This window comes from Orientia tsutsugamushi str. Boryong (assembly GCF_000063545.1).
Taxonomy (GTDB): domain Bacteria; phylum Pseudomonadota; class Alphaproteobacteria; order Rickettsiales; family Rickettsiaceae; genus Orientia; species Orientia tsutsugamushi_C.
Genome location: NC_009488.1, coordinates 1,389,370 through 1,412,662 on the forward strand (window position 1 = coordinate 1,389,370; position 23,293 = coordinate 1,412,662).

The 23,293-nt window shown below is 31.9% G+C and carries 21 protein-coding genes and 7 pseudogenes; 16 read left to right on the forward strand and 12 right to left on the reverse strand.

What is annotated here, in order from left to right; all coding sequences use genetic code 11:
• Positions 1–89: 89 nt before the first annotated feature.
• A pseudogene (locus tag OTBS_RS12700) lies at positions 90–497 on the forward strand (transposase); the annotation flags it as partial.
• Here OTBS_RS12700 and OTBS_RS12705 read toward each other — a convergent pair.
• A protein-coding gene (locus OTBS_RS12705) for an IS5 family transposase (RefSeq protein ID WP_157866407.1) occupies positions 490–1,315 on the reverse strand; the annotation gives its coding sequence in 2 pieces (ribosomal slippage) (positions 490–925 and positions 924–1,315; 828 coding nt in all). The pseudogene OTBS_RS12700 and the gene OTBS_RS12705 sit on opposite strands and share 8 nt — an antisense overlap.
• A 52-nt stretch (positions 1,316–1,367) precedes the next feature.
• Here OTBS_RS12705 and OTBS_RS06650 point away from each other — a divergent pair.
• A pseudogene (locus tag OTBS_RS06650) lies at positions 1,368–1,874 on the forward strand (IS982 family transposase); the annotation flags it as partial.
• Positions 1,873–2,316 (forward strand): annotated as a pseudogene (locus tag OTBS_RS06655) (DNA adenine methylase); the annotation flags it as partial. The pseudogenes OTBS_RS06650 and OTBS_RS06655, both read left to right, overlap by 2 nt.
• Positions 2,317–2,605: 289 nt before the next feature.
• On the opposite strand, the gene OTBS_RS06660 reads toward OTBS_RS06655, so the two are convergent.
• The 6 genes from OTBS_RS06660 to OTBS_RS16750 all read right to left on the reverse strand — a co-directional run bounded on the left by OTBS_RS06660 (position 2,606) and on the right by OTBS_RS16750 (position 7,192).
• Positions 2,606–4,744 carry a hypothetical protein gene (locus OTBS_RS06660; protein ID WP_011944900.1) on the reverse strand — a complete coding sequence of 713 codons (2,139 nt, stop codon included), beginning with the start codon at positions 4,742–4,744 and terminating at the stop codon, positions 2,606–2,608.
• Between the two features lie 594 nt (positions 4,745–5,338).
• Positions 5,339–5,476, reverse strand: a complete 138-nt coding sequence (locus OTBS_RS14415) for a hypothetical protein (RefSeq protein ID WP_157866353.1) — start codon at positions 5,474–5,476, stop codon at positions 5,339–5,341.
• Positions 5,477–5,480: 4 nt separating this feature from the next.
• Positions 5,481–5,882, reverse strand: a complete 402-nt coding sequence (locus tag OTBS_RS12710; RefSeq protein WP_232488911.1) for a DnaA N-terminal domain-containing protein — start codon at positions 5,880–5,882, stop codon at positions 5,481–5,483.
• A gap of 3 nt (positions 5,883–5,885) precedes the next feature.
• A complete protein-coding gene (locus tag OTBS_RS16745; protein ID WP_232488912.1) occupies positions 5,886–6,296 on the reverse strand; it encodes a hypothetical protein in 411 nt (136 codons plus the stop codon).
• Positions 6,289–6,576, reverse strand: a complete 288-nt coding sequence (locus tag OTBS_RS15175; protein WP_173361678.1) for a hypothetical protein — start codon at positions 6,574–6,576, stop codon at positions 6,289–6,291. The genes OTBS_RS16745 and OTBS_RS15175 overlap by 8 nt, the downstream gene beginning before the upstream one ends.
• 328 nt (positions 6,577–6,904) lie before the next feature.
• The gene (locus OTBS_RS16750; protein ID WP_232488962.1) at positions 6,905–7,192 is read right to left on the reverse strand and encodes a hypothetical protein; all 288 of its coding nucleotides are present in this window, start codon (positions 7,190–7,192) and stop codon (positions 6,905–6,907) included.
• 614 nt (positions 7,193–7,806) lie between these two features.
• Here OTBS_RS16750 and OTBS_RS16755 point away from each other — a divergent pair.
• From OTBS_RS16755 to OTBS_RS06730, 13 genes and pseudogenes are all read left to right on the forward strand, one after another.
• Positions 7,807–7,959, forward strand: a complete 153-nt coding sequence (locus tag OTBS_RS16755) for a hypothetical protein (RefSeq protein ID WP_232488819.1) — start codon at positions 7,807–7,809, stop codon at positions 7,957–7,959.
• 122 nt (positions 7,960–8,081) lie between these two features.
• On the forward strand, positions 8,082–9,092 hold the full coding sequence (locus OTBS_RS16765) for a tyrosine-type recombinase/integrase (protein ID WP_050897479.1): 1,011 nt from the start codon (positions 8,082–8,084) through the stop codon (positions 9,090–9,092).
• A 91-nt stretch (positions 9,093–9,183) separates the two neighbouring features.
• Positions 9,184–9,519 carry a hypothetical protein gene (locus OTBS_RS06675; protein WP_011944246.1) on the forward strand — a complete coding sequence of 112 codons (336 nt, stop codon included), beginning with the start codon at positions 9,184–9,186 and terminating at the stop codon, positions 9,517–9,519.
• A pseudogene (locus tag OTBS_RS06680) lies at positions 9,519–10,071 on the forward strand (TraE/TraK family type IV conjugative transfer system protein). Before OTBS_RS06675 ends, OTBS_RS06680 begins: the two are co-directional and overlap by 1 nt.
• Positions 10,068–10,469, forward strand: a complete 402-nt coding sequence (locus OTBS_RS06685; RefSeq protein WP_011944247.1) for a hypothetical protein — start codon at positions 10,068–10,070, stop codon at positions 10,467–10,469. Before OTBS_RS06680 ends, OTBS_RS06685 begins: the two are co-directional and overlap by 4 nt.
• Positions 10,470–10,580: 111 nt before the next feature.
• Complete coding sequence (locus tag OTBS_RS06690) at positions 10,581–11,045, forward strand: TrbI/VirB10 family protein (protein ID WP_011944248.1); 465 nt, start codon at positions 10,581–10,583, stop codon at positions 11,043–11,045.
• A complete protein-coding gene (locus tag OTBS_RS06695) occupies positions 11,045–11,335 on the forward strand; it encodes a hypothetical protein (protein WP_011944249.1) in 291 nt (96 codons plus the stop codon). Before OTBS_RS06690 ends, OTBS_RS06695 begins: the two co-directional genes overlap by 1 nt.
• 52 nt (positions 11,336–11,387) lie before the next feature.
• Positions 11,388–12,211, forward strand: a pseudogene (locus tag OTBS_RS06700) (TraU family protein); the annotation flags it as partial.
• Positions 12,212–12,291: 80 nt separating this feature from the next.
• Complete coding sequence (gene trbC / locus OTBS_RS06705) at positions 12,292–12,612, forward strand: type-F conjugative transfer system pilin assembly protein TrbC (RefSeq protein WP_011944350.1); 321 nt, start codon at positions 12,292–12,294, stop codon at positions 12,610–12,612.
• Positions 12,609–14,300: pseudogene (gene traN / locus OTBS_RS18455) on the forward strand (conjugal transfer protein TraN). Before trbC ends, traN begins: the two are co-directional and overlap by 4 nt.
• 5 nt (positions 14,301–14,305) lie before the next feature.
• Positions 14,306–15,010, forward strand: coding sequence for a conjugal transfer protein TraF (locus OTBS_RS06720; RefSeq protein ID WP_011944901.1), 705 nt, complete (start codon positions 14,306–14,308; stop codon positions 15,008–15,010).
• Positions 15,007–16,307 (forward strand): annotated as a pseudogene (locus OTBS_RS06725) (conjugal transfer protein TraH). Before OTBS_RS06720 ends, OTBS_RS06725 begins: the two are co-directional and overlap by 4 nt.
• 313 nt (positions 16,308–16,620) lie before the next feature.
• A complete protein-coding gene (locus OTBS_RS06730; RefSeq protein ID WP_041621523.1) occupies positions 16,621–17,577 on the forward strand; it encodes a type IV secretion system DNA-binding domain-containing protein in 957 nt (318 codons plus the stop codon).
• 1 nt (position 17,578) lies between these two features.
• Here OTBS_RS06730 and OTBS_RS06735 read toward each other — a convergent pair whose 3' ends face one another.
• The 5 genes from OTBS_RS06735 to OTBS_RS16790 all read right to left on the reverse strand — a co-directional run bounded on the left by OTBS_RS06735 (position 17,579) and on the right by OTBS_RS16790 (position 23,023).
• Positions 17,579–18,490, reverse strand: coding sequence for an Rpn family recombination-promoting nuclease/putative transposase (locus tag OTBS_RS06735; RefSeq protein WP_011944584.1), 912 nt, complete (start codon positions 18,488–18,490; stop codon positions 17,579–17,581).
• A 50-nt stretch (positions 18,491–18,540) separates the two neighbouring features.
• Positions 18,541–19,644: a toprim domain-containing protein gene (locus tag OTBS_RS16780; RefSeq protein ID WP_232489038.1), complete on the reverse strand. Its 1,104-nt coding sequence runs from the start codon at positions 19,642–19,644 to the stop codon at positions 18,541–18,543.
• Between the two features lie 880 nt (positions 19,645–20,524).
• Positions 20,525–21,721 carry an ATP-dependent RecD-like DNA helicase gene (locus tag OTBS_RS17655; protein ID WP_041621204.1) on the reverse strand — a complete coding sequence of 399 codons (1,197 nt, stop codon included), beginning with the start codon at positions 21,719–21,721 and terminating at the stop codon, positions 20,525–20,527.
• Positions 21,706–22,812, reverse strand: a complete 1,107-nt coding sequence (locus OTBS_RS17660) for a MobA/MobL family protein (protein ID WP_269763921.1) — start codon at positions 22,810–22,812, stop codon at positions 21,706–21,708. Before OTBS_RS17660 ends, OTBS_RS17655 begins: the two co-directional genes overlap by 16 nt.
• A complete protein-coding gene (locus tag OTBS_RS16790; protein ID WP_162097307.1) occupies positions 22,790–23,023 on the reverse strand; it encodes a hypothetical protein in 234 nt (77 codons plus the stop codon). The genes OTBS_RS17660 and OTBS_RS16790 overlap by 23 nt, the downstream gene beginning before the upstream one ends.
• Positions 23,024–23,293: the final 270 nt, after the last annotated feature.

The following is a 23,293-nucleotide window of genomic DNA, read 5'->3' on the forward strand; positions in this document are numbered from 1 at the left end:
GTGGCAATATGAAAGGTAGTGAATAAAAGGTATACAAAGAGAGAATGCTGAGTTATAAAAAAATTTAAATAAACAAGGAATAACCCAACATAAAAAAATGTATTATAACAGTATACTATTTAATAGACAATTTTTGCAAGATATATCAAGAGTGGGAGAGAAAGAGATCAATACCAAGTAGTAATCAAAGGAACAAAGATGGGAAATTGTCCTTAGCTGAGTTATTAACAATAGCGATATATTTTTATTTATCTCAATGCAAGGATTGTAAAAATTATTATCTATATTACTTGAGTTATAAGTATAAAGGATACTTTTGCTTACCAAGCTATAGTAGAATAATACAACTATTACCTAGAATGTTGCTACCATTAGCCGTAATGTATTATCTGAAAGGAGATGAGACTGGTATATATTACATCGATTCTACAAAATTAGCAATTTGTCATAATAAACGTATTTCCAGCAATAGACCTCTTTCGAAACTGGTTAAGGTAGTTCAAAATTATAAATGCCAGAGATCAAATTAAATCTAAGACCGAATCTTTTACGTCTATTTCGATATTTGTCAGCAATAATTTTGAACCGTTTTAGCATACCAATAACATTTTCATTGACAACTCTTTCTCCTGCTAACCTACGATTATTCTTTTTATCATTTTTAGTTAAAGGATTTTTCTTGCTTTTTTTCTTTGGTAATGCAGAATTATTGTGAATTTTTTGTATACTTTGATATCCTGTATCAGTAATCGCTTTAACCTTAGGATGGATAAGAATTTTGGATTCATTAAATAATCTAAAGTCATGTTTTTTACCGTTAGAAAAATCTGTACATATTACTTGGTGCGTTTTCTTGTCTACCACTATTTGAGTTTTTAGTGTATGCCTTTTCTTCTTTCCTGAATAATAGAATTTTTGTTTTTTTAGGTCTTTCTATAGGAGTCTCAGTAGCATCAATCAAGACTACTTCATAATTCATATCACTCTTCATTAGAGCTTTACGACCTGGAAGAGCAGCAAAGTTTGGGTGTTTAACTAGTGTATCTTCTACCCATTTAACAGCTTTATATGCTGAACTTTCACTAATTCCATAGTTCTGACCTATATGAAAATAAGTACGGTATTCTCTAAGGTATTCTAAGTCCATCAGCAACTGTTCATCGAAATTGAGCTTATTTTTACCCCTACCTTTTGATTTCTTAAGACCATCAGCTTGTCTCAAAATATCCACCATCTTTGAGAATGTTCCCTTCCTTACTACTGTTAATCGACGAAATTTTTCATCCTTTAACTCTTTAATCTGATCTAATTTCATTATTACTTCAAATCAGATTTTTATAACACCATTTTACATCATTGTATAGTTTCGAAAGAAGTCTAATAGAGTTTTTAACAGAATTTCTAAAATTGGTAAGAGTAGTTATGGCTGGTTCTTAGGCTTTAAGCTACATATTATTATCAATAATAAAGGCGAAATAATGTCAGTTAAAATTACTAAAGGCAATAAAAGCGATCTATCTATAGCTTCAGTTATTTCTGAAGGCTTATCTGGTAAATTGTTTGGTGATAAAGCCTACATATCTAAAGAGTTATTTCATCAACTGTTGACCAATGGTCTACGTTTATTTACTAATCTTCGCAAAGATATGAAAACATATTTATTGGACATAGATGATAAGCGTTTATTAAATAAACGTTCCTTAATTGAGTCTGTTTTTAATGTACTAAAAAAACATATGCATTTAGAGCATACTCGACATCGCTCTCCTATTAATTTCTTTGTTCATATAATTGCTTCTCTTGCTTCTTATTCTATCTCCAAACTTAATCCCTATCTTATCTCCTCTTCTTTTTCTTCTCTCAACTTATCCTAAATTGGCGTTTAGAGGAATTTATAGGCTAAACAGAGACGGCACATCTGCTCAAACATTTTCTGATAAGCAATATCTTAAGCTTCATATTTGCTCTAGAATAAATAAATGTAGCAAACTTTTAACCGATGTATCAATTTGTGCTATGGATTTTTCATTTATAGAGCCTAAAAAAGGTGACTTCGTTTATCTTGATCCACCTTATCACCAATCAGGAGAACGGTTCTACACTAGAGTCCCATTTGATGACAAAGAGCAAATCAGACTACGAGATTTTGTTTATGAACTAAACAATAAAGGTGTTAAGATTATGATCTCAAATAATAATACTGCCTTTATTAGAGACTTATACAAAGAGTTATTCATCACTCATATTGGAGTTACATACTCAATCAATGAACAGCGAAATCTCGTTAATGAGCTAATCATTACTAACTATAATTAACCAGAGCTCGATATAAAAAATAGAAAAAAAAGAATAAAGAAGGCGTATTAAAAACTACTAGATTCATAAAAAGAAACAAGTAGAACTGTTATGATGCATTTAGTAAAGATTTTATACTTAATAGAAAGCGCATTATCAAGAAAAAATAATGTTTAACACTATCCATAAGCAAAAAATCCTATCATCCTTACCTTTCCTATATTTTAATACCTTTCTTATATCAACCTTTGTATTTAATAAATTTAATATACCTCTTATAAAACTAAACCAAGTTATTTTGCAAGCTTTTTTACAAATCTATACTACTCGATTCAATTTCTATATCACCAATAACGCCATGTTCATCATTATGCTCCATCAATACATTGTTATACTCTTCAGATAATAAAGCATACTTATCTTGATACTCTTTAAGTAATAGCTTAAGTGGACTAATATTTAAATATTTGCTTAATTTCATACATAAATTAAGAGACTCATCAATAACTAGAGTTATATGTGTTAATTTTGACATTACTTGCGTTAATTTTAATGGATCTGAACTCTGCTCTTCAGCTTTTGATTTTATATTTGCATAGTCATTACTAAAAGCTTGCTTTTGCTCAGATAATTTATCTTCATCATGAGCGATCTCTAACAACATTGATATTGGATTAAATGCTTCTAGATGATTTTTATAATACTGACACATATCAGGACTATTATACTCTGATGATAATTCTTCTAATTTATCAACATTAGGAAGGCGATATGTATTCGGAAAACTGAATACTTTTAGGTTATTTTTTATTAAGATTTGTTTATCATAATCAATATCTACTATTTTTGAATTAGTATCATTTAAATTTAAAAAATCAATGTCAAATGGAAGTACTATTCCATTTGTTAGTTCTATAATTTTAGTTGCTAAGCTAGAAATATTTGTTTTAAAACTATCTTCTGTTGTTTGATATAGCATAGATTTAAGAGCCTTATTAGCTTTATCTTCTAGCATATTTTCATTCAAGAACTCTTCAAAACGTGTCTTGCTGTTACATTTATTCATAAAATATTCTATGAAGTTATTGCATACATCTATAGCTTCTTCATCAGTTGCAACAGATAAGATAATTTTATTGCTAATAAAGTTTGATAGAGCTTCAATTTCTTGTTTATCAGATTCTTGAGCATTATCTTTTTTTCTTAGATAATCGATTCTATTTAATACTACATCTATTGTAATAGGTAAATCTTCAGCTAAAATCTGAGAATCTTCGTAATCTTTAGTATGTTTTATCTTAGAAAGAATACTACTAACTTTAGTAAGCTGTAATATTTTTTTCTTAGTAGATTCCAATATGACTGCATCTCGTGTGTTACAATATACTTCGGAATTAATAAATACAGTATATGGATTTATTCCTCGATTATAAAAAAAATGTGAATCGCTTCTTGGATTCTCGTCATTATATTTAGCAAGAAGTTCTGGTTTCAATAATAACTCCTTAACATTATTAGGTAGGCCTTCAAAGTATGATTGATAATCATATGTATCGATTTGCTCGCATAATAGCGGAATAAGGCTATCATGTACCGATGTTAAACTTTGAACGTCTGGTTCATAGTCTTGTAAATCAATTCCAAATTTTATTAATATCTTTGCAACTAATACATGAATATCATGGTAAACCATATATCCAAAAGTTCCAATAGATTGACCACTTTGCAACTCTTCAAAGTGACTTGTACCCATTGGGTCAAATACATTACATAATTTTGGTTGAAAGAGCATTTCTACTAAATTACGAGCGCACTGTGAGTTTTTATTTATTAGAGTCAAATGTTTTTCTAGTAAAATTTCTACATTTCTTATTTCAGTACTAGTTAAGTTACCGCTAGACATTCTAATAGTGCCTGCTATAAAATTTTTTGCTATCTCATTTTGATTAAGTTGAAAATTTTTAATAAACCATTCTGCGGACTGTACTAAATTTTTCTGTATAATTTTTGCGAGCATAGTAGTGTAATCATAGTTGTAATTATTACAACATACTTCAAACTTATCTTTAGCGCTTTTAAGTAGCAAATTAATGTATTCATCTGAATAAAGATGAGCATTTTTATCTAGAGAAAGATATTTTTTTGATATACGTAATGCAGTATTATCGTACTCCTCAGTAGTTAAATCAGTACGTTCAGTAATGTAAATACACATTATAGCAGGTATACCATTCTCATTTTTAACAGTGATATCAGCTCCATGAATTAATAGAGCTTCGATGATGTCCTCTCTTAGATACTTAAACGCTGTTATGAGTAGTGTATCATTGTTCAATTTAGACACAAAATAAACTAATTGATGATGCAAGGCTAGTAATTTTAGAAGCTCTTCTTTATTACCTTCTTCCACATGCCAAAAAGCTTTGTTTAGTATTTCATCTGATATCATATATTTAATAATCCTTAATCTCTGTTTAAAATTTTATACTAAATGTATAATTGTAAAAAATATTAAAGTCAATTAAGAAAATTGCAAAATACGAAGCAATAGGAAAAGTGAACAAACAGCTAACTTAATAAATTCAAGTTAGCTATAATAACCAGAATTTGAGATAAAAAGTATGACAAACTGTATGAATAGAAAGTATTGCAACTATAGTGTAACATTACAAAAAAGGTACATAAAAAACCAAGTGAAACTATTATTATCTATCTAGCAGAGATTCTTTCTTAGTAGAAACATGTAGCAAGTATTTTAAACAAAGAATCTACGACGATAAATGTTTAATCTATACATAAGTATTAAAAGAACTATAACACTTATTCTTCCTAGGTTTTGCTATGTTTAGATATCAAATTCTGGTTAACTATAATTAAAATTTAAATATATTAACTTATTGTATCATTAATAGCGCGATGTAAAGAATATCTATATTTAGTCTTAGATTCAGACATCATTTTACTCCTGAAATTATACTATCACTATTGTAATATAATCTCCAGTACAGCTTTGCTTAGCAGCAAAGTATAGAACGATAAATAATTATTCATGAATTTTCAACCTTTTTGAACCTTCGCAATCTGTTAAATGATTATCATATAGCTTACAATATAACAAAAAAATAAATAAAGCACCATAATTTTTCTGAGTAGAATTTTGTATATCACTGCTATTAATCATTAATCTAACTTGCTATAAACTCAACTAATTTCAACAAAAACCCTTGAGCTGCAAAAGCATGCTCTAGAATGTGCTTATAATTTGATTTGATATAGCTATCTGCAAAGCTTGTTAAAGCCTTAATGAATATCTTTTTATTAACATTATCTTCATTTACAACTTCTAATTTACTAAACCATGTTTTATCAATAACTTTCTTATATTCGTAATGTTGAAGTATGTATTTTCGTACTTTGAACAATATAGAGTTAGAACCTAGCTCTTTACTAAGTTCTGAAAGGTAATCTTCATCACTTATTTGTTGCTGTAAAACTGTGGTTTTTTGATACTCCGTTGTGCTATTGGTAACTTGTTTTGATTCATCAAATGGTATAACTTGTAACTGCTCAATATCGTTGCCATGCACAGCTCATACCTCTTGTAGTATCTTGAATTTAATATGATCTGACAGTGAAATATTCTTAATCAACTTGATGTAATATTTGTTTTTAACTGCTGCTCCAAAATCACAAGATGTTAAAATTTGATAAGCAGTATCTGCTTCAAAAACTCCAGCTATTTTACGCTTCAACTGAGCCTTCATACTACGGTCTGTACCAGCTTCAATGTTTGCTATATACTGTTCTTTAAATCTTCCTACGTCATTAAATCGAAAATTTCCACTATTAGCCTGATCAGTAGTTAGTAATTCATTTGCTAACGCTTTTGCCATATAGTTTAGCACTGCTGTCTTATTTTCAAAATGACGTAGTAAATATTTATTTGATAACTTCAACAGTAATTGATTTATAAAGTATATGTTGAAGCTTCTACTAGACATACGTTGCAGTATAACTGCATCTTCTGGTGTTAGTGGATAAATAATCTGCTAGTCTTTTTCTTTTGAGCAAGCATTCATTCTTTTCAACCTCTAAATCCTTAGTAATAGCTGGAGTTGCTAACTCACTATTTTGCTCATAATCCTTGTTTGCTTGCTTTTCATTACTAAAATCACTAAGCTCATAGAAATTCAAATTCTGTTGTTGCTGTTGATCTTCTTTTTCATTTCCTACTAACTCAATTTCTATAAAATCATCAGATTCAGTATATTTAAACTTCAAATTTTGCTGTTGATCTTCATTTTTATTTTGATCATTCTCTACTAACTTATCTTCAGTAGATCTAGATCTATTATTATTTTTTTATTATTATTATATCTATATATGTAGCTGCAATTTTTTGCAGGTTCACCTGCAAATTCTTGCAAATTGATGTGAAAATTTTTTTGTTGTAGAAGGACAATTTTTTCTTCTTTTTTTCTTTTTCAGTGGAACGCTGAAAATTTTTTAGAAGTTTTATACAAGGAACATTACGCAACTTAAAATTGTTTTTAATTATTGTCCTATTTTCAACTTCAATGAAACCAGCTTTTTGTAGTTCAACTAAGCATTACCTAACCCTGCGTTGACAAACCTGCAACTCCTTTTCAAAAGAGTGATAACTGTCTTGTAATTCCTCTATATCATTATTGTAATAGATCTGTAGTTTATATACTATCAATGATAGAAGCTGTTTAGATGTCTTGCTTAAAGCTTTAGCATTATCTCCAATCAGATCTTTCCATTCTGCTGGAACAAAATTTCCAATAAAACGATAAAAAACAGTTGCATTATTGCTACTGTTATTATTAGCAATTTTACAATTATTGCTTGCCAAATTACGCAAATCTCGCACCATTTCAACCTCCAAAAATGTCAGGTATAGCAGGTGATTTAGGCAATTTTTGCTATCAAAAACCACATTTTTTTTAGCACAAATGTAGCAATTTTGTTGCTACACTCGAAATTTAACGCTCTGAAAGGCTTATAATAACTTAAGTAGTTTTAAACTATACATCTATATCGTCTATAGATGTATAGTTTAAGATGATTTAACTAACTAGAAGAAATAAGTTAGATTAAGAGCTATTATGAGCTTTATAAGCTTTATAAAATCTGCTATGTAGTTTATTCTCGTTTGAGTTGATACATGAATTTAACTGTAGCTGTATTAATATTATTTGTCAATATGACAATAATATCTTGATGTTAATTGCGGAAATATAACGTAAATTTATGTCTAATATTTGGCTAGTTGAAGTGCTAATTTTTAATCCAGCAACTTGAATTTATAGTTGATAAGCTTAGAGTAACCTTCAATTGATAACGTCGCTTAAAAATATTTTTTATTTTTACAAAAGTATTTGCTATTCAATAAAAACCATACTACAGACTATAAGTTTAAGCTAATTTTAAAAATTAATAAGTTATTATTTAATTACTTCAATTTTAAATTAATGAAGGGTGATAAATATGCCAGTAAAAGTATTTAAATTTACACAAGCAGCATTAAATAAAATAAAAGTACCAACCAAAGAAGAAAAAATAATCAAGTTTAGAGATATAACACAAAGGAACTTACTGTTTATAATATCATATACTGGATTTAGAAGACTATATTTATGAATAAACATTAATGGCATGTATTATAAAAAATAAAAATAGGAGATTTTCCAGATCTAACGGTAGCAGAAGCTAGAAAAAAGATACAGCAGTTAAAAAGTGATATTGCTAAAGGAATAAATCCAATGGATGAAAGACGGAAGATAAATAAAGAAAGAAGAGAAAAAAGAGAGAAGAGGCTTAAATTAAAGAATGAACTAACATTCGGACAGGTGCATGTAAAATATACTGAATATAGTAGTCTTTATCATAAAAGTTGGAAAATAATGGCTCAAAGAGTAAAGAGATATCTAGAATCTTTATACAATACAAAGATATCTGAGATTACCAAAGAAGATATTCAGAAGCTTTTTGACGAAAAAACAGCAAAGAAACACTATGTAACAGCAAACAGTATTCTAAAACTGTTAAGCCCTATATTTAATAAGGCTATAGAGTGGGGATTATTAGAAAAGAATCCTGTATGTGGAATAAAAAGGCACAAGCAAGAATCAAGATCTAGATATGTAACAAATGAAGAAATGAGAAGACTTATGGCCGTGCTAAAAGAAAAGGGAAATAGTCAATTAACAGAATCGCAAAAGCGAGCAGAACGATCAGGAAAAATTTTTACATTTATAAGTTTATTCACTGCAGCACGTAAAAGTAATGTATCAGGAATGAGATGGGACGAGATAAGCCTTAGCGAAAAAATATGGTGTATACCAAAAACTAAGAGTAAAAATGGTAAAACTCTATATATAGGGTTAGCTGATAAATTAATAGAAGTATTGCAAACCAGAAAACTATGCTCAAAAAGTGAATGGGTATTGCCAAGTTCAGCAGACAATAGTAAACACATATCAAGTTCAACAATGCATCGAGCATGGGCTAAGATTCGAAAAAAAGCCGGAATACAGAATGTAACAATACATGATCTTAGAAGAACGTTTGCAACTTGGATGAAAAATAATGGTGAAACACTAGATACAATATCTCAAATATTAGGACATAGTAATACTAATATAACTAAAATTTATACTATACATAGTTTAGATAAGGCAACAATTGCTACAAATAAAGTTGTCGAAAATATGCTGAGTATATTCGGTACCAATGTTTGTTTGAACGAGATACTATCTGGAATAGTGCCATAATTAAGTTGCGGAGAAGAAAAATTGACAACAACTTAGCTAAGTAGTTACTCTACATTAGATTTTGTAAATTTTTGAAAATCGCAGTAGCAGAATGAGAAATCTCATGCTACAATTGAGGCTGAAGGTAATTATACAAAATCAAAAATTATGTTGGGCATTATCGAGGCCGTTGAAGTATATGGGTTTGAGCATTGACGAATGGGGAGTAGTGCTAGCTGGAGTAGCTCCAGGAATTGTACTACTAAACAGCAGGCATGCTAAATTAGGCCTAGCCTTTATGGTTGGAGGAATTGCTCTATGTTATTGCTTTAAGAAAATTAAGAAGGTATCTGAGAATTTTTTGCTAAAAAGTTTTTTAGTAGCTAAAGGTTTATTGCCAGCTCCATTAGGATATCCAAGGCTTTTGGGCAAAAAAGTTGGCAAGTAATGAATCATCTCTTTAAGCAAAATGCTATACAAGAGCTGGTTAAATATAATAAATGCTTACTTTCAGTAACTATATTGCTAGCTGCAGCTAATATAATTGCGATAATGGCTGCAATTACCAAAGAAGAAAAGTGGTTATTAATTCCAGCAATGGAGCCTGATCGTAAAATGATGGTTTCATCAAAAAATTACCATGAAACCTATTTAAAGGAATGGGCAATTTATGTAACGAAACTCTTATTTACTACTTCTCCAAATGAGGTAGAAAGACAAATAGCAGACATGAAAGTTGCATCTAGTAATACTGAATCTTTAAATAAATTTTTTCATGATCACTTGCAATTTGTTAAAGGCTCAAATGTGTCTTCAGTCTTTTTTCCGAAGAAGGTTGAAGTGATAAAGGATGGAGTATTAATTAGTGGAACGCTTCGTTATTGGTTTAGCGATAGTAAACATATTAGCTGTCGATAAGACTTACCTTTTGACTTACAAGCGAAGTCCTAATTACCTTTTGTTGTTAACTGGCGTTAAAGAGAATGGAATAAAAAAATGAGTATTAGAATTTTGAGGTTTATGATAGGGTTTATTGCTTTAGTCAAGTTTAGTGATGTATATGCGGTAGAATATGAGTTAGAAGTTGATAATTTGCTGAAGCTTGAGATTTCTGATAGTGGGCCAACAAGAATTAATCTTAAAGATGAAAAAATCAATGATATTTTTATGTATCCTCAAAATGCAGCCGAAGTTGTAGTTCATGAGTCTGGATGTTTGTTTATTGCTCCACGAGAAGAAGAAAAGAAGCTTTATTTAACAGTAATAGGAGAACACAAAACAATTCAAGATTTAATGTTAACTTTTACTCCAAAAACTCCAAGCCATGTAACGCTTATTAATGCTGCTACAGAAGAAGCTGAAAAGGATAATTCAAAAGGAAAAATAAAATTAGCTTAAAATGCTAGTTTTTACTTTAAAGCTTGTTAAGCTCAGCATCAAGCATATTAAAACTGCTTCAAAGTAAAATTTCATTATGGAGATATTATTGAAAACAAGGCGGAAGGCTGGTTGATAGGTGAAGATGGACGTTCTGGAATTAAAGGAATCGTGGTAGATAAATCGTCTAACATAGCAAGCATGGCTGCATTAAATGGAGTATTTAGCAATATTGCTAAGTTTCTACAAGCTAAGGCTATTAAACCTGATATGCTACCAACTTTAAACCTAGTAGCTGGAGGTCATCAACAACAAGAGTTTCAGATTGGAGATGCGCTTCAGTCTGGAGCTTACTCTGGAGCTAGTAATGCTTTTGATAAGCTAGCTGATTTTGCTATAAAACAAGCTGATTCTATGAGCCCAGTCGTTCTTATTGCGTCAGGTAGAGTCATCGATGTTGTATTTAAAAAAGGTTTTGACTTACGTGAGCACAAGAAGAAGCCACATAATTTAACTTATTCACAATCAACTAACAATGAAAAAGTTAATTTGCATAATAAATTCGACCAATCACAAAAGTTAGAGGAGCATTTATAATGAAGTTTTTATTATTGCTATTGGGCTGTATGAGCCTAACAAGCTTCTTTTTCGAAAGTAATTTTGATTGTAAAATTCCTAAAGGGCAAAAATGTAAGTCTTTATATGAAATAAAGAAAATGGCTGCTCAAGGAGTTTTTGACCCTGATAATGTTGAGAAAGTTGAAACATCAAAAATTAAATCAAAAAGGCGTTGTGTTCTATACTGTAAGCGATCTAAAGCAGTTCAAGGTGTAGCTGTTGTTAACACTTCACCTAAAAAACCAAAAATGAGTGATATTGCAACTTAAAAATGATTTATGTGATAATATAGGTTAAATTACTATATCTCTGTACTTTACAAACACTTCAATGCCTGATACTAATGCTTCTGGTAGACTTATATGTCTTTGTCCTAAGCCAGGGATTCCAATACCTGTACCTGGTATATTCCGGTAGGATTTTGGGAGCCAGTACGCCTTGTAGATGTTACAAAGTCGCCAATGTGTATGGTAAGTCTTGGAGGTTTGTCATTTGGAAGTGCTACTCAAAAAGGCATGAAAGATGAGGCTGAAGGAAGTGCTTTTTATCACATTCATTGGTATGTCTATCCTGTGATTTATTGGCTGGAAATTTTGCTTGATTTTATTTGTCTGGAAATGGCTGCAGTCGATATAGCATATTTAACAGAGTTTGATCCATTATGGAGTGATGACGCTAAATCTGCGATTTTAAATCCAGAAACGCTGTTGTTTCAAAATGTAGCTGCTTATCAAGCATGTATAGCTGATTGCATGAGTTGCAGCGCTGGTTTATTAGCAAGTGATTATGCTTTTTGGTGTGCTGAATGTCAAGGAATGCTTTACCCTTTTACTGGAACAGCTGCGGCGCATAATGGTGGAGTTGGAACATCTGTATTAATGGTAAGTAAGTTTATGGCTAGAATGCATAGGCAACTGATGTTATGGGGATATTATGGTTATAAAGGCTTATGTGGCAAGTATCCCATGCCTATTATGAAGAAAAGTCAGTATCGACTACAAATGACTTATCCGATTCCAGAAACCAGATCCTGCAAGAGCATAGGCCAAACAGAAGCTACATGGCAGGCTGGAAGAGAATTTCCAGTTAATGGTGAAGATTTTGGTTACTTGATTTGGCGAAAAAGAGATTACTGTTTGCTTTGATAAGGGTTAGAGAGGAATATGGTTATACGAGTAATGATGTTGATGGTTTTATTATTTGTTAATAATGCTAATGCTTTTTTTTGGGCCAGCAAAAAACTTTTATTTTTGTCTCATTTTCAATGAGTGATGAGGCTTTAAAAAGCTATTTTGCTGAATCTCAAAAGGCTGGAGCTCAATTGATTATGCGTGGGTTAATTAATAACTCATTTACACAAACAAAGAATAAAACTATGGAGCTTGGTATTAGCTTCGATATAGATCCTAGCTTGTTTGAACAATATAAAATTGATGTTGTTCCTGTGATAGTAATAGATGATGAAAAAAGAGGATTAACCAAGAAATTAACTGGCCATATTCCTTTAGCAATAGCATTAGAAATTATGAATGAGAATACTCAATGAGATTATTATCTATATTAACTTTTTGATAGTGCTCAATATTAGCTGTTGTTTAGCTTCAATGCAAAGCAGTTATAATGAAGCTAGCAACTATAATGTAAATCTTGGAAATTCTTCAAATACACAAGAATTATTTCATCAAGGTAGTAATGTCAATTATCCTAACAATGATGAGGATTTAACCTACCATGGCCGTAATCAGCTTGGTACAGAAAGTGGGGCAATGTTATTTCAAGCTGAAAACAGTAAAAACAATGCCTTAACTCAACATAATATCAACGATCAAAATTATATGATAGCTAATTCAATGAGAATTGAATCTGATCCTTTAAGTGCCCTTGATAGCAGTAACTTCGTAACTCAGACAAGTAAAACTAATACTGAAATTATTCAAAGTTGTAATGAAGGTAGTAATTTTAACATTGAACTTATTCGAGAATTAAATGTTGAGTGCAGATTAGAGAATGTATGGCTTTCTTGGCAAAACCGGCAAATGGAATTTGCAACAGAAGAAATAGTAGAGAATCATAGTAATTGGCTTAATGGTCGTGCAGATTTCCATGACGTAGATAAAAATAATGAAAAAATATACAAGTTAGCAGGTGATAGCCAAATGGCTGCAAGACGAATGAGGAGTGCTGTTGCTGATAGGCTTGGCGTATCTATAGAGCATATTGGAACAAAGTTTATATTATATCAAAAAGAGGTAAAATATGTATACTTCGCTATGACTACAGAGATAAGACTCAAGAACTAAGGGAAGTAGCAGAATATTGGCAAGTTGTAAAGCCTGAACTTGAACAATTAATAGAAAGTAATGAATGCTATGAGGCGAATAGACTCAACTATGAGAGTGGTGATAGAGTATTTTTTGACAAGTTTAGAGTCAATCGTTCATATTGGAAACAAAAGATTGTTTTTTCATGTACTAGCGATCCAAAAGATGGTTGCAAACACCTTAAAATTCAAAATTGTGAATTAAAAACAGCACTTGCCAAAAATCAGTAGCAAATATTTGTTTACTATGGCAGCACGATTATAGCTGTTCAACTGAGAAGCAAACAATGCTACACTCATCATTGCGTAATAACTCAATTTTTTGTTTAGGAGGTAATTGCAACACTCCAACTATTATACCAAATAGAGATATAGCTAAAGTAGCTCATCTAGCAATGCTAAATCAGATGAGCAAGGACATTAAAACAAATCCCGTTTCTGTATTTTCAGGTAAACATCGAAAATGCAAAAAAGATGTATTTAGTTTTTTGAATTGCTGCTCTTCAATGACTGGCTGGGGGCGTGATATAGGCTTATCGCAATGCAAATCTAAGGAACAAGAATTAGCTCTATATAGAAAAAAAGGTTACTGCTATTACATTGGAACCTATTGTTCTTCAAGAATTCCGATATTGGGTATTTGCCTAGCTAGAAAGTCTACTTATTGCTGCTTTCAGTCAAAACTTGCAAGAATTTTTCAGGAAGAAGCAAGAAAACAGCTAAAAATGAACTTTGGTACACCTGAATGTCCAAAGTGTAGAGGCCTTACAGTTGAGGAATTACAAAAAGTTGATTTCACTAAAATCAATATGGATGAACTATTTGGTGATATACTCACTAAGGCTCAAAGCAGCATGAACAAAGACATTATTGCAGGAATCAAAGATAAAGTTCATCGTATGCAACAAAGTTAGTCTAAATGAGCAGATTATTAATGTTTATGATATTAATTAGTCATTTATCCACTGTTGATGCTTCACCAACAAGATTTTTATGGTACAATGATAAACATGGTCATGAGCTTGATGACTCTGCTGCTAATTCTAAGTTGATGAGTGTGGCTCATGACCAGAGAATCGAGGAATTAAAGAAGCAATTTAATCGAGCTCAGCGTATAGCGCTGGATAATCCAACGCTCGAAAATGTGATTACAGCTCAAAGATTGCAGAAGCAAATCATGGAGAAGGCTCATAAGTTTGCTACTATGTGGCAACTAGCTACTCTACTTGATTACCAACTGATTAATGCTAATGAGCCTGCTAATAGCTTACATAGAAAGCTATATCAAGAAAAATCAGAGCAAAAAAATGATTTCAAACTCAAAAACATTGCTAAAAACTGGGGATTGATTCTGCAAGTTAAACAAGATTGCTTGCTCTGTAAGGCCTTTATTCCTATTGTTCAGAGCTTTGCTAATAAATATGCATTTCAGTTGCTAGCTGTCAGTAAGAATAATGAGTTGCTAAATAAACTAAACCCTAAGCATATTGTACCTGTATTATATTCAGTAGCTAGCGATGGTAAAAAAATATATGCAGTAGCTAGAGGCATAATCTCTGAAGATAAAATTATCGACAATATTCTAGCAATCGATAGATATTATCATAAGTTGGAGACTACATGAGCACCAAAATCAGAGTTTATGCCATTACAATGCTATTATTGCTACAAGCTCCAGTATCACTAGCTTGGAATATCGAAAACGTATTTCAAGGAATGAGTATTAATGTCACAAGATCTGGATCATATCAAGATCAAGCGGCTGGATATTATGCGGCTGGCGGATTATCTGCCAGAACAAGCCAAACATCATTTCAGCCATTTGCTATAACTCCACCATCTTTAAACATGAGCTGTAGCAGTATTGATGCCTATCTTGGTAGCTTCTCTGTTATTTCTGGAGAAGAATTAGTTCAATTGATGAAAAACATTGGTTCTCAAGCTAAAGTCTATGCTTTTTCATTAGGATTAAAAACATTTGCTCCACAGATTGAGAACGCTCTCAAGGACTTACGTAATCTAGCAATGGAGATGAATCAATTTGCCAAAGGAGATTGTGAATTAACAAAAGCATTATTTGCTACAGCTTTACCAAAGAACTGGGCTATGAGAGAAGCTGTTTGCCGTGATATACAGTCACAAAGCGGGTTTGATTATTTTGCTGCTGGTAAAAAATGTCGTAATGATTTAGCCCAAAAACAAGCTCTGCGACAAGCACAAAATAAGGATTCAGAGTTATGCTGGATGATTATAACATCTTCACTAAAGCAGCAGCAAAGGTTGGAATACCATCAAATATGCGTGATTCAATCATGTCTATGACTGGCACTATCGTGGTTACAAACAATAATGTGTACTTTTTTGACTCCTTAGCTCAGGATGAAAAAAGTTGGATTAGTCATTTAAAAGGTGGAGAATCAGCTTCAATTTACAGCTGTGATAGTGTTAGTTGCCTGCATCCAAGCCTACAACGAAATATCACAATATCACCAGAGCAGTCTTATGCAGGTAAAGCTAAGCAAAAATTGACTGATCTAAAAAATAAGTTTGATAAGAATTCTGAATATAGCAACTCTGAGATAGCCTTTTTATCTTCGATTGGAGATATATTTCCAATTTATGATTATATCACATTAGAAGCTATTTCTGGAGTCACAATTTTAGAGATCTCATCAGAATTAATAGCTAGCTATACATTAGTTCAGCATTTGAAGGAAGTAATCACCGAAATACGTAGAGCCGTTACTTCACTAGGTGCTAAGCAAGTTTCGAATGAACATTTAGAAAGATATTTGAAGGAATTGAATCGAGTACAACTTTTTGCAAATGAAAAATGGACTAGCCTACAAACCGATGCAAGTCGAATAGATAAAAGGGCTAGATTAATAGAGCAGCATTTAATAGCGAAGGAGAAAAGTTAATGGATTACGTAATATACACATTTGGTGGTGGAGATCTGTTATGGCATGTGTTTAATGGCATAGGCAGAGGTCTTTGCTTCAAATAGCGAATACTTCACTCCAGTGGGTCACTTAGCCTTGACTATTGGTGGCATATGGGCTGCTACTAGGGCTATTTTTAGAGGAAATATCGGCATCTTTGCTATGGGAATGGTTTTTTCCATCGATATTTATTTTTACGCTGTTATTTGCCCCCAAATCTACTGTTTGGCTGAAGGATGAAGTATCAATGAGTGCGCCAGTAAAGGTTGATAATATTCCCATAAGTATTGCAATGTTTGCTTCTCTTTCATCGCAAACGAGTTACTTTGTATCTAAAATTGATGACTTTTTTGCTAAAAATGCTGAATTAGTCTTGTCTGAAGCGTTGAAGCTATATCAGGATGACAAAGATATCATAAAACTAATTCATACAATCATTTACTCTGATAATAGACAATTTGTAAAAGCTTTTAGAAACACCGCTGTATCAGGCATTATAAGCGAAAGCGCGCCTGAAACTTCTGCAGGAATTCAATCTACTCTTGGAAAGAATATTACTTCGCTACAATATTTAAAGCCTGGAGGTAATTTTAGCATCAAGGAATGGTTTAGTAATTCTGCTGAAACTGGATGGTTATTTATCACAGCTAACCCAAGTCAAAGAGCTACTTTACGCCCACTTATTTCAGCCTGGATAAGCATAGCTATCAAGGCTTTGATGTGTAGAAATCCTAATCATGATAACAAAAACATGTGGTTTATACTTGATGAACTTCCAGCTCTACAAAAAGTTTCGTCTTTACCAGTTGCTTTAGCTGAAAGTAGAAAGTATGGAGGTTGCTTTGTTGCTGGATTGCAGAATATTCATCAATTAGAAGCAATATATGGTTCTGCTGAATGCGCTTCTATGCTGGATTTGTTTAATAGTAAATTTATTTTTCGAGTTAGCGATCAGGTTACAGCTTATAAATCAGCATTAACACTAGGTGAGGAAGAAATTATTGAAACTCAAGAGAACTTGTCATATGGATCAAATACTATGAGAGATGGAGTAAATATGAATAATGTTGAGCGTAAAAAGCTTTTAGTTATGCCATCTGAAATTATGAATCTACCAGACCTTACATGTTATGTAAAGCTTGTTGGTAACTTTCACATCACAAAACTAACTATGAAGCTACAAAACTTAAATATAGCATATGTTTGGGGATATACATTGCTCAAAAAACTTAAGTTAGTGAATTATTAATTCAAGAATTATCCATGCTAACTTTTAAATTAACCACTTCTTCGTTTGATAACCCAGTATTTTCAGCAATAAATTCAACTGAAAAGCCAGCTTTTAATAAGTTCCTTGCAAGCCCTTGTGCAGCTTCAGCTCTGCCTTTAGCTATGCCTTCATCAATATATTTTGCAGCAATAGTTCTCATAATATTACCTTTTTCTTCTTCAGATAAATACTTAGCCAGAATCTGCTCTAATTCTGGTTGCTGATTCTCTAGTAATTTAGTATCAGTATACCATAAAAATGATCTTAGGTAAACATAACCTTTTTCTTTATCAAGTATTAAAACATGTTTGAAGTTTATTAGAAACTCTTGCCAAAGCTTTAACATATCTCGTTGATGAATGTGTTTTAGCATATATTCGAGCATTCCGATATGCTTTTTCCTAATAATTTCATCATTCGACATACTTTGCAAATCGACTAATTGATAGTCAGAGGTCATTAATTGCTTAGCTATCATTGAATCGGTAAATAAATCCCACAAATTTCTAGGTGCGTTGTAGACTTCTTTGCCGTTATAGATCACTAAATTATACACTAATGGTAATTTAGTTTTTTCTTTCTTATGCCTTTCGCACAATAACAATGTGTATCTCCATAACCGCAGAGCTGTCCAATAATCAACGGTTGATTGAGCTTCAATTAATATATAAATAAAAGCATTGCCATGCTTTTTGGTTGCAACTTTATAGACGATATCGCTATATTTTTTTAACGATTCTTCTATATAACTTTCTTGCTCTACTTTTATTTTTGATAAATCTATTAAACTCTTGAAATCACTTGGTAAATAATACTCTAGAAATTCTTGTGCAGCCACTGGATCGCTCATGATTGTCTTTGCCAATGAATCATGCTTTAATTTTTTTGTCATATTTTTCAGCCTATAGTTTTTTTTATAAAAAATGCTGCGTCATACTCTGCCTAGTGTTTCAGACATAATCTTGGTTGTATATTAGTTTGTATGGATTTATTCTTTTCATTAAGTTTTCTTATTTCAGGGCTGATAATATTTCTAACAGCATATAATCCTTGAGTTTTTAATACATTATTGAAGTCATTTTTGACTGTACAGACTACTGCTTCCTTATCCTCTAGAACTTTTTCAGCTTTTTCAGTATTTACGTCATTTTTAACTGCTAGAATGATCTTTTCTTTTGAGGCAGGATTATAGTTTTGCAAATTTTGGGCTTCAATGGCACATAAGATTTTTCCTTCGACTCCAGCATGTTTAATGCTTAGAGCAGTTTCAATATTCTCTGTAAGAATTGTTATAGAAGAGTAGTCTGAATTTTGTTGAGCAATTTCAACAAATGATCCACTAATTGTACCAACAGAATTTTCAGCTGCATCCGCTTTATTACATGTTTTTGAATTCAAGGCTAATATCTTAGCTCCAGTAATTTCATCTTTGTCATTTTTAACAAAAATAGTGAGTGCAGGCCAGGATTTTTGAGTCTCTTCATCAAAAACCATATTTGCTCTTAAATTAGGATTGTCAAAGATTTTTGAACTATAAATTTCTGTATGATTTTCTAAAAATTTGTTGACTGTTGTTACTTCCGCATTAGCTTTTTCCTTTTTGTTATAGTCGTATAGGGGCAAAGATTTTGCATATAATTCTTTAACGTCACTTTGATTAGGTATTTCAGATGATTTATTTTGTATTTCGTTCAATTTAATAAGTTTGGCAATTTCAGGTATTATAATCTGTCTAATAGCTTCAGCCCCATGAATTTGTAATAGGTCGTTGAAATCACCTTCTTGTGTTGGCATCACTTTTAACACCTTTGCTCCACTATTTTCGAGTGTTTTTTTCGCTTTATCAACAGTATTCATTGTTATAGAATTTTGTCCATCATTATCTGCCGCTATGATTATGTTTTCTCCTTCAAATGGTTGATAGTTCTTGAAATTATGTATGCCAATAGCAGCGATAATTTTTCCATTAATTCCTGCTTGTTTTAGACTTAAAGCTGTTTCAACGCCTTCTGTTATAATTGTTATAGGCGAATCATGTGGTGCCAATGGAGTAATTCTAACAAACGATTCGCTAATTTTGCCAAAAGCCCTCCTAGGGACTGAAATATCTGCCTTATCGCACGTTTGCGAATTCAAATATACAACTTGTACACCAGTAATTTTACCTTTCGCATTTCTTGAAAATGCTGAAAATGCTGGATAATTTTCATTCGTTTCTCTATCAAGAATTACACTTGCTCTCAAGTCAGAATTCATTGTAAAACAATCAATTCCTCTATGTTGTTCAAGATATCTTTTTACGATTTGAACTTCAGTATTATTAGTAAAATATAATGGAGAAGACTGATTATAAAAGTATTGAACTTTTCGAATTTTAGCTAGCTCATTTTGAGTGGCTTCTTTATGTACCTGCCGAGGATAAGACTCATTATAAGTTGACATTCCTACTATGCTTGTTAGATATTCCTTAGCTCTAACAAAATCACCGCCACGTTCTTTTCTGGCTAAGTCAAATAAATCTCCACCTTCGCCAGAACTAAAGTCATACCATTTTCCAGCATGCTTGCCACTAGTATTGACGACAATTTTCCCTTTATCTCCCCAACGTGTCTCTCCACGTCTTGATAAATGTTTATTAGGCTCTCCAAGCAAATCACATGCTATGGTTTCTGCATGAGAAGCTATTCTGTCTCTCAATTCTTCCATTAAATTATGATTGTTTGAATTATTGATTTTATCAGTCATACAGAACCTCACCTTCGCTAAATTTATTTGTATTTTTACCGTTTAAATGGTATAATATTTTTGCTGAGTGATTGTTGAGATAGTATTTCTGTTAACGAATCTCTCTAAGTTTCAGGACTTTCGCATTCTGCTTAGCAAAGTCGTATTTTTATTACCCTTGAGCTGCTCTATGCAGCTCATTTTACCTTCGAATACTAATTCTTGGATTTTGTTGTTCAGGCTTTGTGTTGATTTTTTCTGTAGTTGAAATATCGTTTGCGGTCTTTGTAGCCTTTAATTCATTATTTGGACTTATTTCTGATTTTCTTATATCATTAACTATATTAGGTTGTTCGATCTTAATGTCAGCTAATTGCTCTGGTTTTTTATCGTACTGATAATATTTAGCGTTTTTATGAAATCTGTCTCCTACATCAGTTACTATAGACTTAAACCAACCACAAATTTTACTTAAAATAGTTGGATTTTCTTTATTTAAATCTTCATTAGTTTTTAAGTTTATGCTTGCTGATTTATCATTTGGTCTGCTAAGCTGATTTATTAAGCTGTTAATGCTTCTAGTTGCTTCCTTATTGCAATATAGCTGTAATTTCTCTATATGCCTTGTCATAGCTACGTATGAGCTGCTTATATTACTTACTCCATTATGTAAAACGTATACATCTTTTATAGAAGCTCCCTGGGCCTTATAAACAGTACTTGCATAACCATGTTTAAATTGTATTTTGCTTGGGTCAAAACTCACATCTTGTCCTGCATCTGTCTTAGCTACAAATTCATTTTTATTAACCGAAGTTAAAGTTGCAAATTCACTATTTTGTATTTGTAAATCCTTATCGCTTTTTTGAAATACAATTCGATCTCCAGCCATGTAGGACTCTTTCCTTCCAGCTATTGAACGCCTATATTCTGTGCCTTGTAGCGTGCCATTAGCTTTTAACAAAGATCTAATACTTGAATTAAGAATGTCTACCTCTTTATTACGTACTGTAATTACCAATTTTTCATGTAGCTTAAACTTGCTTAGACTCCAGTTGTATCTTAACTTACTCATTGAGTCCTGCAACGTATTATCAAACTTAATACATTTATTTTGTCTCAGTAATGTTATACCGCTTAAAATATTACTCTCAGCAAACTTTGTTGCTGCTTCTCTACTCCAGTTTTCACTTTGTCTTCGAATATTCACTAAAACATGTGAACTGAAAATATTACTCAGCATCTCAAACATTCCGCCTCTTTCTATTGAAGCTAACTGCTTTTCATCTCCAGCAAGTATCAGTTGACAATTATTGTTTCTAACTACTCTAAACAGCTCTGCATATTCTCTAGTAGCAACCATTCCAGCTTCATCTACTACTATTAACCTATTTTGCATAAAAATTTTTTTTTTCGATTATACAAAAATCCTTTTACTGTATAGACTTCCTTATAACCTTTGCTCCTCAGCTCTGATACCGCTTTATGAGTAGGAGCAAGTCCAATAACATTTTGTCCACGATTTGTTGCAATTTTATATGCTTTTGCTAAAACAGTGGATTTACCTGTTCCAGCTCTTCCTCTTAGTACTCTAACTCCACTAGTGCTAAGCAAAATATGCCTTAGAGCTTGTTTCTGTTCTTCACTAACATTTGCTAGACCTTCTATATCACTTTTAAGATTGTAAATATCGTTGTAATAAACTTGATTATTGATTTTATTAGCTATTCTTATTATTCTTACTTCCTCGTCTCTAACATCAGTTGTAGTAAAATATTTGCTACTTTCACCATCATCATGATATAACTCTAGTATTCTATTTGAACTGAACACTTGCTGAACTAACATTCCCCTTTCTGTTAGGTCTGGTATATCTTTTACTGCTTTTTCAATATCCTGCTTAGTAAAAATAGATTTGTAATGTGTTATAGCATCCGTTATTACATCAACATCCTTAATAATTTTTAAATTAGCCTCTTTACGTAACTCATTTTCATTTGCAACTTCATTAATTAAACCCCTAATTCTAGTAGGGCCAATATGCTCTTGCGGTACTGCACTTATCTTATCAACTCTATTTGATAAGCCTAATTTAGCAAAATATGCATTAATTATTTCCTTCACTTTTTCATGAATCATCTCGGAATCTCGAATAACAAACTTTTTGCCATTAACTGTTCTGCATTTGGGGTTTAAATTTACTGCTTTATCTCCTAAACCAGTTCCATCTTCTCTAAATCTTCTTGTAGTAACCAATATATGCGCATGCCAGTTTTTATCTCCTCTATGAGGCTTATGAATGTCTATCTGTACTCCAAGACCATTTTGCACCCATTCCCCCATTGCATCAACTATTTGATGAGTTATTTCTATTCTATGCTCTAAATTCAATTCCTTATCGTCTGGCAGTGCTATTACGATATCCTTCAATAGCTGACTGTTTCTTCGTTTTTCTGTTTGTTCAACCTCATTCATTAATTGTTTGGACATTCTTGAATTTTTGATTTACATAAGCTGGTATCAGCACTGTATGATATACGTTATCTTTTTTACAAGAGAAGTTATAACTTACATTTGTCTTCTCGTTTTTAACAATAGTTCTTGCATTATACGCTGCCTTACGACAACTATCTCCTCCTTTGATTCTACTTAAAAATTCAATCCTTGCAAACTGTATTGCCATTTCAACTCCAATCCTCACCTGAGTTTCAGGTTAGCATGAGTTTTTTGATTTTGCCAGTACAAACTGCTTTTTTTAACACTCAATCGGCTAATTGGCACCCATTTTTTAGCAGTAAACTTTCAAGTTTACATATTGCGTATAAGCTTATTCTTTAATGAAGCTTCTAACCTGAATTCACGTTTTTTTGACTATAATTATTTGATGTTGGTTTGGCAGGTGCGGTTTTTTTCTTTACTGGAATTTTATTTTGATATATTCTTGCCTGATTTTTTTATCTTTCTGAATTAC

Coding starts and splice junctions, on each gene's coding strand:
- OTBS_RS06660 (WP_011944900.1), bottom strand. CDS start 4,744: ATGATATCAGATGAAATACTAAACAAAGCTTTTTGGCATGTGGAAGAA.
- OTBS_RS14415 (WP_157866353.1), bottom strand. CDS start 5,476: ATGATTAATAGCAGTGATATACAAAATTCTACTCAGAAAAATTATGGT.
- OTBS_RS16745 (WP_232488912.1), bottom strand. CDS start 6,296: ATGTCTAGTAGAAGCTTCAACATATACTTTATAAATCAATTACTGTTG.
- OTBS_RS16750 (WP_232488962.1), bottom strand. CDS start 7,192: ATGGTGCGAGATTTGCGTAATTTGGCAAGCAATAATTGTAAAATTGCT.
- OTBS_RS16755 (WP_232488819.1), top strand. CDS start 7,807: ATGCCAGTAAAAGTATTTAAATTTACACAAGCAGCATTAAATAAAATA.
- OTBS_RS16765 (WP_050897479.1), top strand. CDS start 8,082: ATGGATGAAAGACGGAAGATAAATAAAGAAAGAAGAGAAAAAAGAGAG.
- OTBS_RS06675 (WP_011944246.1), top strand. CDS start 9,184: ATGAGAAATCTCATGCTACAATTGAGGCTGAAGGTAATTATACAAAAT.
- OTBS_RS06685 (WP_011944247.1), top strand. CDS start 10,068: ATGAGTATTAGAATTTTGAGGTTTATGATAGGGTTTATTGCTTTAGTC.
- OTBS_RS06695 (WP_011944249.1), top strand. CDS start 11,045: ATGAAGTTTTTATTATTGCTATTGGGCTGTATGAGCCTAACAAGCTTC.
- OTBS_RS06720 (WP_011944901.1), top strand. CDS start 14,306: ATGAGCAGATTATTAATGTTTATGATATTAATTAGTCATTTATCCACT.
- OTBS_RS06730 (WP_041621523.1), top strand. CDS start 16,621: ATGTTTGCTTCTCTTTCATCGCAAACGAGTTACTTTGTATCTAAAATT.
- OTBS_RS06735 (WP_011944584.1), bottom strand. CDS start 18,490: ATGACAAAAAAATTAAAGCATGATTCATTGGCAAAGACAATCATGAGC.
- OTBS_RS17655 (WP_041621204.1), bottom strand. CDS start 21,721: ATGCAAAATAGGTTAATAGTAGTAGATGAAGCTGGAATGGTTGCTACT.
- OTBS_RS17660 (WP_269763921.1), bottom strand. CDS start 22,812: ATGTCCAAACAATTAATGAATGAGGTTGAACAAACAGAAAAACGAAGA.